This window comes from Peribacillus aracenensis, from assembly GCF_025175645.1.
GTDB lineage: Bacteria > Bacillota > Bacilli > Bacillales > DSM-1321 > Peribacillus > Peribacillus aracenensis.
Genome location: NZ_JANZMJ010000012.1, coordinates 131,592 through 146,183 on the forward strand (window position 1 = coordinate 131,592; position 14,592 = coordinate 146,183).

A 14,592-nucleotide genomic window follows, 5' to 3' on the forward strand; every position below is an offset into this window, starting at 1 on the left:
TTAATTATAACGGGGGCTGTAATCCAGCCACCAGCTTGCTCCGCTTCCTGGTTCGGGGCTTACTGTAAAGCTTCTAGGTATACCGCCGTTCATGGTTAAAAACTCGCTTCCAATGTATAGATTCTCTAAAAATAAAGATCCATTTCGATAGACTTTATTTTCTTCGCAATTAATGACGATTTCATCCCCGGCCCTTGCTACTATTTCTACCGTATCACCTAAAATCTCATAGACTTTTAAATCCGTTAAAGCTGCGGGGTTTGATTTATATTTCACACCTTTAGAATCCTCGGTTATATCATATTTGCCTATATAAACAGCTACGCCCGCTATCTTGTCGCCAAATTTATTTGAGCTGTCTGTATACGTTCCGCTCCATTTCTTTCCTGTCGGTTTGCCGTTACTTAAGCATTTTTGGAAGGAAGCCGAATATTTATTCCCCACCTTTTGAAACGTGCATACCCCATAAAAACCGGTAAACGTGTTTTCGTCTAAGTCCTGGGGCAAAGCCATAGTTTTAGAGACGACTTTCGTCGTCGCCTTTTTATTTTTGCCTTTCCCTGTCGTGACTTTAACCGTCTCTTTGTATTTGATCGTTTTCTTTTGATTAGATCCGTTCTTCGTTCTTTTTACGCTGCTGTCGTTTGCGCTGTTGTAAACAGACTTTGCGACGCCGTTAGAATCGTAGCCTATTTGAGCGCTTGCCAAGACCTCATAACTCTCCCCGCCATCTTTTAGCATGATCTTGCCTACTCGGCGGCCTTCACTATCTAATAAATACAGTTCTATTTTATTTCTAGCGCGGGCATAACCTTTTTTAAGGTATAGATGGGCTTCGACCTTCCAATCTTTGAGCGCTTTAGAAAACCATTGTTGCCGGGCTGGACCATGCCATTTTTTAGACACATTAGCCCCGAAATAATCCGCGTTATCTTTTAAGCCCACTCTTAAGGCTTGGCCTGTTGTTCTCATATCGCTATCGCTAGCTATCACGCCGTTTTCAATATTAAATGTAAGGTTTGCAGCCGTTATTTTTGTCCAGCTTGCCAGGGTGTTACATGCATCATTTAAAATCCTGGGCTTATTATTGATTGGCTTGTCCTGGTTTTCCTGGTCAAAACCAGCGCCTAAATATATATAACTGTCATCGTCTGAAGCTATAGCAATGGAATCCGTTTCGGCAGTAGGGACTACCGTAAAAATAGGGTAGGTTCTTGTATTTCCACTGGGCGTAATAACTGTAGTTTGTTTGGTTATAGTTTGTTCGACTTTTTCGCCCAGGGCCACCCCTTCCGAAGATGAAAACTTAATGGAGAATAAAACGCTGTTATCTGTCTGACTTACTCGCTGCGGTTCGCTCACTTCTACCGGGTGAACGTACCAAACTACCTCGCTTTCATCCGAAAGGATTAAGGGGTATTCATCGCCGTCGCCTGTTTGTGTAAAAAGGTTGGATAGCTCCCTCATTTTTAAAACCCTATCGCGTTCGCTGCTGGCTTCTAGAAGAACGTCAATCGTAAATAATTTAGATCCAAAGGATAGGCCCTCATATATAGTGCCGAACATGCCAGGAATCGTTGTGGTTTGCTCGGTTGTTTCTGCTAGGATATTTCTTTTTATTTCCACTACCATTAAACCTAAGTCGCTGCGGCTGTCGAAACCACAATAATTAAATTTGGTTTCAATGCTCATTTTGTTTATTTCTCCTTTCTGAAAAAGAAAAAAAGACCAAAAGCGTTATATGCCTTTAGCCAGTTTGAATAAGGTATCTTCTTTGTTTTGCTGTTTTTTCATTGAGTTATAAAGTACTTTTTCTTCTAGATATACATTTGAATCTTTGTTGATTAATTTCGCTAATAAATTTACGCTTTGCTGTAATAATTCGATTTGCGTATCCTGTTTTTTTAGTAGAGAAAAAATAAGACTATTATCGTTGTTACTAGTCTTAGTCGGATCACCAAATATTTTACTAGAAACGGTAGCCAGTAATTCTAGTGCCCTACTACGCTTATTTGGACTTAAAGGGATGATTGCTTCAGGTTTATTACCTTCACCCACCATCGCCAAATGTTCCTTGGTAATGATGCCGCCGTTTTCATACCCATGACCATGACCAATGTATTTCAACATATTGGCTCCATAACGTGATTTAGCATAGTTCATGCCAGCCAATAAGCTGTCTAAACCATTCATTTGGTTTGTATGTCCAGGGAATGCGAAACTGCGAAAAGTTGGCGGGATCACCTGGACGAGACCGCGTGCTAAATTTCCTGAGTAGTAGTTAACATCTTTGACAGCTGTGGATTGGATAGCTTTTTCATTCCCGCCTGATTCAGACTTGATTTGCCTTAGCCAAGCGTTCACGTAATTAGCACTAGTAGGAAGGCCGTTCATACTTAATGCCTTCATGACAGTGCCCCGCCATCTTTCAACTCCACTACCCACAGGAGCCGCACTGCCTCCACCGCCGAATCCATCGAACAATGAACTGAAATAATCCACGGCTTGATTTTTAGCCCACGAAACAACACCTTTCCCGCCTGCCCAGTGGTTCGCAAATGAAGGGAACGTGTCTTTATAATTCAAGGACTTAGTTAATTGATTCCATAGCTTAGAAGGTCCTTTTGTGATGAGATCGAATGCATCTACAGCTTTTCCACCCAATGTGCCAATGCCGTCTATAACTTTGTTAGAACCATTAATGATGTAATCCATAAATGATTCATCATCGCCTGTACCTTTAGCAAAGCCTGGGATCGAATTGGTAGGGAAATTATAGCTGCTTAATACTGCTTTTGTTTTGTCATGAGGGAGAATAGCTGAGCCCCTTGGTAAATTCACCAGCTCAGTACCGGTTGTTCCAACCAATCCTAGGCCTCTACCTGGTAAGTATCCAAGTTCCGGACCTTCTTCACCCACAAAAGATAGTCCGCCTTTAAAGGGCCCTTGAAACGTTCCTTTAGCGTTTTCGGGAATGCTGCCAGGTTTAAATTTTGGAGGGGACGAGGTCTTATCTTTATTACCAAATACACCTTTAACCCACCCGACTACAACCTTATAGAAACCTGTTAATCCATCCCACGCTTTTCCTACTCCGCTTGTTTCTTTCTGGGCATTTTCAATATTTTTCTCTTTTTGTTTTTTAGAAGCTTTAACAGACTCGTTTTTTTGGAGTGTTGCATTTTCTATTACACTGTTTTTTTTCTTTTTAGCTTGATCGACGGTCTCATTTTTTTCCTTTTTCGCATTATCACGGATTTTTTCATATTCAGATTTAGATATAACGCCTAATTTCTTGTACTGTACTTCAGCGTTATGCAATTTACTTTTGTATTTTTTTTCTGCATTTTCTTTCGTCTCTTTAAATTCTTCTTTAGCTGCTTTAATGGTTTGATTCATTTCTTTTGTTGTAATGTCATTTCGTTGTTTACTTCGTCTCTTATAAATGGCAGTTATTTCATCTTCACTCTTGGCCGTCTTGTTAATTTTCGTATAATACATACGCTCATTGATTTGATTGATTTCACGCTTTTCATCACGAGTAAGGGCTCTTTTTTCTTTAGATGCATTACTCATAATTTGCTTAACGCGCTTGTTGTCACCTTTGACTTTATCCATTTCGGCTTTATGTTTTTCAGCTAATTTTTTGAGCGCTTCGTCTTTCTCTTTTTGGGATAAGTCCTTATTGGATTTCAAAGCTTTTACAGCTTCGACACGTTCTTTCTGGTGTTGATCTTTTAAGGATGAAAGAACACTATTGGTCATGGAATTATATTGTTTGGTGGTGTCATCTTTAATCTTTTTATTGACCACAGTATTGGATAACATGATTTGATTAAGCTTTGTTTTTGCCCCGGTATATAGCTTGTCATACTCACCTAACGCCTTTTGGGTCGAATCTGATACACCCTTGATTTTGAGGTTAAGTGATGCCCCGTTTTCCGCTGTTTTCGTCGCTTTTTTACGGGCAGCTTCCTTCTTATCCTGTTTATCAAAAACCTTCCCAATGGACGAACCAACCTTGTCCCCGACAATTCCACCGATAATACCGCCAGCAATGCCGCCGATTGCAGTACCAATACCTGGCACAATCGAACCAAGTGCCGCACCCATTGCAGCACCACCACCGATACCACCTAAAGTGCCACCAATACCTCCGCCAATCGATTCTTTTGTTCCAGAACCGGTAGCCAATTCATATCCTAATGCGCCGACCCCGATAACCGTTCCGATTGGGCCAGCCCCTTTTACATATTTTAAGGCTTTGGCTCCTTTGCCAACCTTCCCTGCATTTTTAGCCACTCTGCTTCCTGTAGAAACAGTAGGAGTAATAGTAGTTCCTGCAGGTGCCTTTTTGCCACCTGCTAACCCGCCGCCACGAACGCTATTGTTGCGTTGCAAGGCTGTGGTATTGGTATTAAGGGCAACCGTCTCAGCGTTTAAAGATTGAGTGCTGCCTTTGGTCATGGACGTAAAACTACCTAAATTAATGACACCATTTGATAAAAATTTAAGTAGGCCAGCCCCGCCACGAGTAATTTTTCCGACTCCAGTAACTAAACCGCCAATCCCAATCGTTAAAAATCCAAGTGCCGCACCTACACCAGCCACACCCACACCAATGGCTGTCCATTTTGCGATGGAATGCTGCGTACCCTGGTCTAATTTATTGAACCAGCCGACTACATCCTCGATGGTCCCAGCCACCGTTTTTATGGTCGGAATCAAGGCCGTCCCGAAGGTCGTGGCAGCACTCTCCGCCTCACCTGTCATTTTTTCAATAGAGCCCTTTAATGTGTCCATTTTAGTTTTTGCTACATCATCGGCACTAATTTTATTAATGGCTACACCCATCTCGTCAAACGCTTCAGCACCTGATTTACTAGCGATCATGGCACCACGAATGGCATCCGAACCAAAGATGGTATTAAAGGCATTGATTTTTTGTTCTTTGGAAAGATTTTTTGTAGACTCTTGAAGAATATCAAAAACTTCAGACATGGCTTTAACATTACCTTGCTCATCAAAGAAGGAAGATGAAAGATACCCACTCGTTTTTTGAAGTCGATCGTATTCTTTTCTCAATTTTGCTTTAGATGCCCCAGAACCAAGTTCTTGTTTGGCTAATTCTTTGAATGCCTTATCTAAATCCGGAATAGTTCTTGAAGCTGGCTGGATACCCTTTTCCACTAAGTATTTATAGCCGGCCGTTGTATTGGTTGTAGCAATGCCCAATTCATCCATTGCCGTTGCAGCTGCATCAGTCTGTGGAGACAACCGCATTATCATGGTTTTTAAGGATGTACCTGCATCCGATCCTTTCAGCCCAGCTTGAGCGAAAACAGCCAATGCTGTATTTGTATCCGCAAAGCTAAATCCAACGGGTCCTGCCACACTTGAAACTTGGGATAATGAATAATTCATTTCTTCCACAGATGTGGCGGAAGCATTTGCCGAACCGGCTAGTAAATCGGCTGCTTTTGCCATATCAATATTGTCATCTCTAAATGAATTCAACACGGTTGAGGCAATTTCAGCTGCTTGACCTAATTCCAATTCACCTGCTGTGGCTAATGAAAGGGATGATTTTAATCCACCGCTCATGATTGCATCTAGATCAACACCAGCTTTAATCAACTCTTGCAACCCGACGGCCACTTCTTTATTACTGTATTTCGTTTCAAGTCCAAGTTCTTTTACAAGGGTATTCATCCCTTTTCCGTATTGTTTCCATTCTTCTGGACTCATGAGCGCTTTAATGTCGGCCATAGCTTGTTCAAAATCAGCTGCTTGTTTGATGGTATACCCTAACCCTAAACCGCCTGTTAAAGCAATGCCTCTAAAGCTAGATGAAATCGAACGGCCTGTTTCGTTTAAGGTTGAACCCGTGGTCATGGCGCGATTAGATAAGCCTCGAAGCTTTGATTCTGCTTTTCCAATGTCATCTGCTAACTTACCAAAAGAAGGATGAACAGTGGAGATTTTTCGATTCAGAGTATTGAACGATGAATTCAATTTTTGTTGTTCATCCACGAGGGACTTGTATTTATTTTTGGCCTCATCGACTCTGCGATCATGCTCGCCAAATTCCCTTGTCAAATCCGCCACTTTTTGTTTTTGGGTATCGACTATCTGTTGATGGATTTTAGCCTGGTCACTCAATCCTTTAAGCTTAGATTTTTGAGCTGAAAAGGCTAACCCGCTTTTTTTCTGACTCTCCACATGGTCGTCCGTCTTCTTTTTAAGTTTAGCCAGTTCGGATTCTAAATCTTTCGTGGACGATGTATAGTCGACCATTTTGCTGGTAGCATCTTTGACTTGCTTTTGCCAGGCACTTTGTCGCTGTACGGCTGTATTAATTTCTTTATTTAAATTTTGTATAACCTTGGAACTTTCCGCATTTGTCTTAAGCTCTTTTTTACGTTTTTCATTCAATTGCTGAATGCGTTTTTCGTTCAAAGACATGATCTTATTTAAGCCGGCAACCTGCTTACCTAATGCACCGTATTTATCATCCGCATTATTCAACACGGCCATATTGGCCTTCATTTCACGTTCTGCGGATTTAATCGATCGGTTTACAGCCGTTAAAGATTTGGTGAAACTGGCAGACGATAAATCCATTTCAATAATCATTTTTCCAAGTGGTTGAGTTTTTCCTATCAATTAGTTTCCTCCTTTCCTACGATAATGTTTTTACAAAGTCCGCTAAATCCATGGCTTTTTCTTTTTTAGGTTTTTCATCATTATTTAAAATTTCCATTAAATGATAGTAATCGGCATGAACTACATCGTGATAGCTCATACCCTGCTGCATTAAATTTAGAAAAAGGGCATTTAGATTATCAATCGCTTCTTGTGGGGTTAATCCAGTTCCGCTTCTACTTCCCCGTCCTTCATGAACTGGATCAACTTCTGACTCTTTTTTTCGCTGTAACCAAGAACTTTGTAATACACCTCATACAATTTCTCCATTAATTCATGTGCCTGGATACCTTCTAGGATGTCATTTGCTTTAACGTCAAATAAATCAGCAACGAAATTGACCAGGGCCATGGTTGACTCTTCATCATTCTCATAGACGGCATTATTCAGCTTTAATGCTGTTATTAGTTGTTTGCCACTAACCCATGGTTGCGTCAGGGTAGTGACCTTTTTTGTTTCTGAATCGGTTATATCTAATGTGTACATGTTCCATTCCTCCAATTTTCATAAAAATAAAATGAAAAAGCCCTCCGCAAGGAAGGCTTCTATTTATCCAGCAGGTGGTGTAGCAGGGGGAAATGCATATGCTTTTAACTTTGTAGCAATTTCCGTACCGATCCCATAAGCAATGGTTTCGCCATCGTTATTTGCAATACATTCCATTGTCAGTTTTTCATCATCTGGTTCTGCTGGTTTATCTTCACTTGTTTTAAGCGACACATCACCGGCAGACATTTTACCTTTTAATAAAGCGAATAAAACCGGCTGGCCTGAAGCATCCTCTGATTCTAATAATGCGGCCACATACGGCGCCTCTGTACGTTCACCAATCAATGTAAAGCCATCTGTGTGTTTTTTACGACCCAATACCGCTTCTGTCATATCTTCCGGAACGTCCAGAATGCCGATTTCCGCTTTAACGTCACCCGTGCCTTTTGCAGATACATAATACGCCACATTTGAAGCATAAGCCTTTACAGATTCAGGGGATATACCTGAAATGGTAGCTTCCGTTGTTCCGCCCTTGTTGGCCTTACCTTCAACAACAAATACATCTTTCGTGGCTTTACCATCCTTATCTAAAACCACAAATGTTGCCCGCTTGAAACCTACTCTAATACCCATTTACAGCACCTCTTCTTTTATTAGTCCTTGATAACGCCTGGCGTCAACAAAGCGTTTTGTTTCTTTGAAATATTCATCTAAACCCTCATCTTTTAATTGTCCGAAACCAAGCTTTTTCAATTCCTTCCTTATCTCAGCCTGTATCTTTTTAACGGTTATTCGTTCCGTTGATTCCACATCAATTTGATACAGATATTTATAAGCATGATTTTCATTACTTGCATAGACCGTTGGAAAAGGAGGAATTAATGGGTCAATCACGATGAAAGGTTTGCTGGTATCTCCTGTTTCGGGATATTCATAAAACTTAATACGGTCTTCACAAAGGGAAACAATTAATTCATTTGTTCTTAGTTGGTTATAAATCACCATCAATCCATCTGTCATAATTGTTTTTTCATCTCCTTCGTGACCGCATGCAAAAAGGCTCCTTCACTATTCGAGATTGCTCGTTGAATAGATCCGTAGCCTCTAGGTTTTACTTTTTTACCATTTCTGTTATAGCCAAATTCATTTAGATGGACTAACCGATACCGTTCATGTGGTCCGTTCCATCCCACTAATATCGATTTAAATCCGTTCTTGCTTGTTACCTTACCTACTACAATTTCTTCCTGAGACCACCCTTGATCTTTAAATGCCTCGAATTCATCGGAGACGGCTTTTGAAACCACATTCGCTCCGGCCATTAAAGCTTTATTGGATACTCTGCTTAAAGCCTGTTCTGACAATTGTTTTTGCAGTTTTTTATAGACGTCCTCGAACCCCTTAAATTCAACACTCATGTGATCACCGCCAAAAGAACGGTAATAAAATCGTTATTAGTTAGGTTCGGGCGAACGTCAATCACATTAAAACGAATATATTTACGTTCACCATCTATCATTTTTGAATAGCGATCATCCTCTAACTCTGCGTAGTGTTCAGTGTCGGGAAAATACTCACCGAATGAATCGCGGATATTAATAGTCACGGCATTTTTCGTATTCATAAATTTTAGCTGCTGTTGTTCCTTGCCAGAATTGAGAATTTCGATATCTTTCATGCTTGCGCTGTACACTTCTGCAAAACACTCATATACCTGCACCAATGCTCCTTCGCCTGGCTCTGGGCCATTATTCGGGGCATATTGGTAAAAGCAAACAGGTGTCCTTAACTCACCGCTTCCGATTTTATTTGGGTTAAACTTTGGTTTCATCAGGATCCCCCTCGTATAAATCAAGAGCTACCCCTGTTATTTCACTAGCAAAGTTTTCATCGAAATACTCCACGGCATCATTATAAGAATATCGCGCACGCTCAAAGACAAGTTCTCTTCCACCTTCATGCGTAGCAATATCAAATTCTCCACACTTTCTTTTGATAGCCGCATATGAAAAGGACAACATTTTTTTGATATTGTCGTCCTCTTTCGAGTGTGATATTTTCATGCGTTCTTTGAACTGTAAAAGCAATTCGTTAGTGATTTCCAATCAAATCACCTACTTATCATCTTCTTTTTCTTCTACCCTACTTAAAAAAGAGCCATCGAGATTTTGCTCAACCTCTTTAGCCCTTGTTACTTTCATTTCAATTTCTTGATTAGGTTCATAAACTTCATTCGTGTGGATATCCTTGAATGTTTTTAACACTTTATATTTAGCCATCTAAATCACCCTTCCGGAGTATTAATAGATAATGTATAGATTGCTGCTGCTTTATTATCGCGTGGCTTACCGAATGCGAAAGTCTTTGCGATGTGTAAATTGCAATCTTCGAGCGCTAGTGTTTCTTGGTATTCCTTCACTTCAACACCACCACCACGATAAGCATCGTAACGATCTTTAACAAATGCGATTACTTCACCAGAAGTTGCAAATACTGATTCAATTAAAGTGAAGTTGAATGGAATTGCTGTGATGTACACACCTAATGAATTTTGTGTAGTAAATTTTGCTTTTAACTTCCAAGAATCTGTCGGGTTGATAATTAACGCTACTTTATCACTAACATTTAAAGGTTTTCCGTTTTGCTTAACAGAAAGTAATTCACCGATTCCAGCAAATTCTTCAATAGTAGTTTTCGTATCGCCAAGAGTTAATGTACCTGCTGCTGTTTTTTTAGCGTGGCCATTTGTTGGATCAACTGCTGCTTGTAAATCGCGAACTAATCCAATAGGCTCGTGTTTAGTAGGACCCACACCATTAATCACTGTGTTTTCTAAAGCAACTGCATAAGTTTCAGTAATTTGAGCTCGCACATAAGCTTCAATCCAAACAGGACCAAATTTCTTTAAATCTTTCGGTAATACAACGAATGCCGTTAACTTAGATTGCGCGATATTTTCTTGATTGAATGCAGCGTTTAATTGCCCTTTAATATCCCCAAAGATTGGACCCCATACAGCCGCACCTTCATATTCAGACGTAATAGCTGTTAAAGTGATAGTGCCAAGATTTTGAAAGTTGATAACTGATAGTAACGGATGTTCTGTTGTTAAATCGTCGTAAATACGTTCAACAACTGTTTCCGGTAAAATCAAATCGTCAGTGAACCCATCCGATTGAACAACTTGATTGAAGAAAGCACGCTCTCCTGAAGTTAATACATTTGTTCCTCGAGAAGTTAAAACCATATTATCTAAGTTATCGTTTGCTACTTGCTGCTTAATTTGAGTTGATAATGAATTGACTAACGCATCTTGCATATCGTTCCAAGATTTTTCAACTTGATCTGGTGTAGAATTTTCATTTTTAACTACCTCAGCATAATTCGCTTTTGCATTTTCATACGTTTCTGTGTGCTTGTTTAATTTCATAACCATCCTTACATTCCTCCAATATTTTCAAATTAAAAAATGAACCCTTTTCGTTTTGTCATAACTGGCTCACGCTCAGCTGGGACAGGGGAATGAGGTTCATTGTTTTGGTTACTATTTTGTTTTAAATTGTTTGTAACAGTATTAATGATTTCTTGTAATTGTTCGTCCGTAATGCCTTCTTTTGAATCTTCTTTCGGTTCATATTCCACTTTGTCAGCAAAGCCATCCTTGACAGCCTGCTCGGCCGTCATCCAGGTTTCAGCCTCAATTAATTTGGCTATTTCCTCACGGCTATTACCTGTCTTTTGTTGATAGATGGATATAATCGATTCATCATAAGTCTCAAGGGCATTAAGAGTTTTCTTGATATCTTGCTTAGTTCCATATGCAAAGGTTGCCGCTTCATGAATCATCATCCTTGATCCAGTCCGCATAATCACCTCATCCGCTCCCATCGCAATTATTGATGCAGCTGATGCGGCCAACGATGTCACCTCCACAACGATATGTTTATCCAGGTCTTTTAAGTAATTGTAAATTTCAACCCCTTGATCAGCATCGCCACCACCGCTATTTAATTTAATTCGCACAGTGGGAGCAGTGATTTCAGCCAGGGCATTGCGAACATCTTCTGCACTTGTAGCCGTATAAAACCATCCACTTTTGCCAATGGCACCAGAAATAATCATTTCATGCTCTTCTCCATTGGTTTGATTCAAAAACTTATAAGGGATTGCTTGAATTTTTTTCGTCACTTAGTCTCACCTCCTTTCACGGTTGAAGCACTTTGATAGTTTTTCGTGATAACAAACTCATCTAACTCCGGATTATCAGAACGTTCCTTACCAAACAACTCCCTCACCTCATTTCGCGTGAATGCTCCAGAAGCTACTAACTTATCAACAGCCTCGGCATTTTCTATTAAATCCCTTTCTGTTAACCCAAACACATCTATCCTGGATCCTTTTAAAAAATCTTCTTTTGCAACTATTTTTGCATTAATCTCGTCCTGTATTTTCTTGACGATTGGATTATTGCAGAACTTTACGAAAGCTTTAATAGATGTTTCATAATCAGATAATTCACCATGAATCAAAGCAGTTGGAATACCTAACACATTGGCTACATCACCAATAACAGAACGTTTTAATTTGGTTAAATCCTCAATGGATTGTCCCTTCACATCACCTTTTGATACTTCGGTGTATTCAAAGCCTTTCAATTTCGGGACAAGAGCAATGGAATTTGCCTTAAATGATTTAAATAACTTATCAATGAAATTCTGCAGTTTATTTGTGTTCTTTTCATCGAGAGATTGGCTTGAATCAATGCCTACTGTCCCACGAATTTGATTATTCCTCATGCTGATTTCAATCATCCTACTGAACAAATCAGCATAATCTTCAAACATTCCTTCCATGAATTTTGAAAGTTTCTCATTGTTATAAGTTAGATAAATAACCTCGTCCATCTGGAATGATCGTTTGAACGTATAATCCTTAACCGTTACGTCTCTGAATCTGTCTGGATACACAGCATATTCATCCCTGACAAAATCGTCAGCTATTAGCAAATTATTGTCATCCGTCAGAACAACCAGCACTTCATTTTCATCAATCAATTTGTAGATGAAGCTTTGCCAAAAGTCCGCAGCACTTTGATCTGTGTTTGGCCGGACATTTAAAAGATAATGCCAATCATTATATTGGCGCTTGTCCCCCTCCATAACCCGGAAGTCCGATTGGCTTATGGACCGACCGATGAAGTTGATACAGATCTCCAGAGCCATCTTTTTTAGATATGCTCGATGACTGGTTTCATCAATTAAATCCAAATCAAACAATGATTCCAATTCGCTATTTCTTCTTAATACACTATCTAACCATCCCATTTACATTTTCACCCCCTCCCTAAAAATTGAGTGCATCTAATGCATCTAAAGCATCTGAAAAATCGTAATCCTCTAAATCTCTAGATGCCCATACTCCATATAAAAACATCATAAAACCATCCGTTTTGCGTTTGACTGGCTCCTTTTTTCGATATAACTTATTGCCCTTGTTATCAATAACAACCAGAACATTGTTTGTGTACCAATGCATAATAGGATTCTTACCAAAAATAACTCGTTCCTCATCAAAGGCAAGGTCGATTTTCGGGGATAACAAAGCACTTGCAGCATCTGGATTTCGAATGGTTTCAACTTCGAACCCTTCTGCTTCAAATAGTGGCCGTAATATTTCCATTCGGAAATTATCGCCAATGATTTTTTTTATATTCCAACCTTCATTACGACGATCCACAAACCATTGGACAACAATGTATGGATCCATTGAATCTTTATCTAGCACTTTCAATAAACCATCTTCTTCCCATTTGCGAATAGGTGCAAATTTTCGATGGTCCTTTTTGTTATTACCTTCTGCTTTCGGTGTACTATAACCGTAATGTTTATCAGCAAATGGTTTGCAAACGAACGAATACGATAGTTCTCTTGGTATGATGAAATAATCGTTTTTCAAGAAAAGCAATCCACAAGCAACAAAGTCTCGAATGGAAGCATAGTCAACAGAACCTATGCATTCGCGTTTTTTCAATTCCGATAAATCATATCCTTGATTGGTAGCTTTTATTTTCTCCCATGATGAAACTGATTTTTCTAAATCAACTTTTGGTAGATTCATACGTTTTGTAATGAAATTTTCATATCCTGATGCATCATTTTCGAGCTTCTTGTATTGCTTCAACACTTTCTTGAATAATGTTTTTGCATAGCCACTTAATGGCGGATGAAACTGTGGATTCGCCTTTTGCCACATGTCTGGATTATGCATTTCTTCTTCATCATCGATGCAGCACATGAACGGAAATAATGAATCTTCTTTTACCGAAACTTCACGCTTCAAAATACTCATAGCACGTTCTTTTAAACGATCAATAAAACCATCTCGCACAAATCCATCTGTACCAATAAAAAATTCCCGACTGTCTCGCACTTTACCGAGACCACCCGAGAATACATCTACTACATCATTGTTTTCATATTCGTGTACTTCATCATAAATAACGCAACCATCGCGCAAACCATCTTTCGTGCTTGCGTTTGACGTATGGAATTGGAAGATAGCTTTTGTATCTACCGATTCAATAACAGCTTTTTGATGCTTGAAATAAGACTTCAAATCATCATTCATATCAATTGCATTGTAGACTTCTGCAAATGAAGTCTTAGCTTGTTTTTCGCTGTTGGCCACAATTGACACATTATAAAAATCGATTCCGTGAAGCTCACTAATTAGATAATTTACAAGTGCTGAAATAAAACCATTCTTACCTGCTCCGCGTGCCATGTAAATGAAAAATTCATCGAATACTAAATCATCTGTATCCTTATAACGTAAGAAAATAAAACAAGTGATAAATGTTTGAAATGGTTCTAAATCGAAATACCACTTTTCAGCAAATTGTATAAACTGTTCAATGTGCTTACTATCAAAGTAAACGTCAACCATAGTCAGGATGTCCGCTTCAAGCCACTCGATAAGCATGATACGCTCTTTGTTTAAAATGATGTCGCCGTTACGCCACATCGAAATATATTCTTCTACGTAGTTATAAGTAATCAAATTAAACTACCACGCTTTGGTTTGCCTTCCACAGATGATGATGCAGGGGCAGGGGTTGCCTTTAATTTAAATTTAATCGATTTTTCTAGCGCAATTTTTTGAGCGTTGATTTTCATTTTTTCATTCATACTCGGATGGCTTTTTATAAATTTTTGTTTTCCATTTTCAATCGTAATACTAATTCCATCACGATTAATCACTGTATCGCACTCGGCATCTAATTCATGCAGTCGAATTAGATCATTCACTTTCTTTATTTCGAGAAGATCATCAGTATCAATACGTGCTAATAATTGATTTTTTAGTTTTTCAAAGTCCATTTTCTCCATACTACCC

Annotated in this window: 14 protein-coding genes; all 14 read right to left on the reverse strand. The window is 39.2% G+C overall.

Annotated elements, in window-relative coordinates:
* On the reverse strand, positions 1–1,692 hold the full coding sequence (locus N0M92_RS14115; RefSeq protein ID WP_260286353.1) for a phage tail family protein: 1,692 nt from the start codon (positions 1,690–1,692) through the stop codon (positions 1–3).
* A gap of 45 nt (positions 1,693–1,737) precedes the next feature.
* Entirely contained in the window at positions 1,738–6,666 is a 4,929-nt protein-coding gene (locus tag N0M92_RS14120; RefSeq protein ID WP_260286355.1) for a phage tail tape measure protein, read from the reverse strand.
* Positions 6,667–6,864: 198 nt separating this feature from the next.
* Complete coding sequence (gpG, locus tag N0M92_RS14125; RefSeq protein WP_260286356.1) at positions 6,865–7,191, reverse strand: phage tail assembly chaperone G; 327 nt, start codon at positions 7,189–7,191, stop codon at positions 6,865–6,867.
* Positions 7,192–7,254: 63 nt separating this feature from the next.
* Entirely contained in the window at positions 7,255–7,830 is a 576-nt protein-coding gene (locus tag N0M92_RS14130) for a major tail protein (RefSeq protein WP_260286357.1), read from the reverse strand.
* Positions 7,831–8,217 (reverse strand): DUF3168 domain-containing protein, encoded by a 387-nt coding sequence (locus N0M92_RS14135; protein ID WP_260286358.1) that lies wholly within the window; start codon positions 8,215–8,217, stop codon positions 7,831–7,833.
* On the reverse strand, positions 8,214–8,615 hold the full coding sequence (locus N0M92_RS14140; RefSeq protein WP_260286359.1) for a hypothetical protein: 402 nt from the start codon (positions 8,613–8,615) through the stop codon (positions 8,214–8,216). The genes N0M92_RS14135 and N0M92_RS14140 overlap by 4 nt, the downstream gene beginning before the upstream one ends.
* Positions 8,612–9,028, reverse strand: a complete 417-nt coding sequence (locus N0M92_RS14145) for a phage head-tail adapter protein (protein ID WP_260286360.1) — start codon at positions 9,026–9,028, stop codon at positions 8,612–8,614. Before N0M92_RS14145 ends, N0M92_RS14140 begins: the two co-directional genes overlap by 4 nt.
* The gene (locus N0M92_RS14150) at positions 9,012–9,302 is read right to left on the reverse strand and encodes a phage gp6-like head-tail connector protein (protein WP_260286361.1); all 291 of its coding nucleotides are present in this window, start codon (positions 9,300–9,302) and stop codon (positions 9,012–9,014) included. Before N0M92_RS14150 ends, N0M92_RS14145 begins: the two co-directional genes overlap by 17 nt.
* 9 nt (positions 9,303–9,311) lie before the next feature.
* Entirely contained in the window at positions 9,312–9,476 is a 165-nt protein-coding gene (locus N0M92_RS14155) for a hypothetical protein (RefSeq protein WP_260286362.1), read from the reverse strand.
* A gap of 5 nt (positions 9,477–9,481) precedes the next feature.
* Positions 9,482–10,633 carry a phage major capsid protein gene (locus N0M92_RS14160; protein WP_260286363.1) on the reverse strand — a complete coding sequence of 384 codons (1,152 nt, stop codon included), beginning with the start codon at positions 10,631–10,633 and terminating at the stop codon, positions 9,482–9,484.
* 26 nt (positions 10,634–10,659) lie between these two features.
* Complete coding sequence (locus tag N0M92_RS14165; protein WP_260286364.1) at positions 10,660–11,385, reverse strand: head maturation protease, ClpP-related; 726 nt, start codon at positions 11,383–11,385, stop codon at positions 10,660–10,662.
* Positions 11,382–12,521, reverse strand: coding sequence for a phage portal protein (locus N0M92_RS14170; RefSeq protein ID WP_260286365.1), 1,140 nt, complete (start codon positions 12,519–12,521; stop codon positions 11,382–11,384). Before N0M92_RS14170 ends, N0M92_RS14165 begins: the two co-directional genes overlap by 4 nt.
* Before the next feature lie 19 nt (positions 12,522–12,540).
* On the reverse strand, positions 12,541–14,256 hold the full coding sequence (locus N0M92_RS14175; RefSeq protein WP_260286366.1) for a terminase large subunit domain-containing protein: 1,716 nt from the start codon (positions 14,254–14,256) through the stop codon (positions 12,541–12,543).
* The coding region (locus tag N0M92_RS14180; RefSeq protein ID WP_260286367.1) for a hypothetical protein at positions 14,253–14,592 on the reverse strand (340 nt) is incomplete at its 5' end. The genes N0M92_RS14180 and N0M92_RS14175, both read right to left, overlap by 4 nt.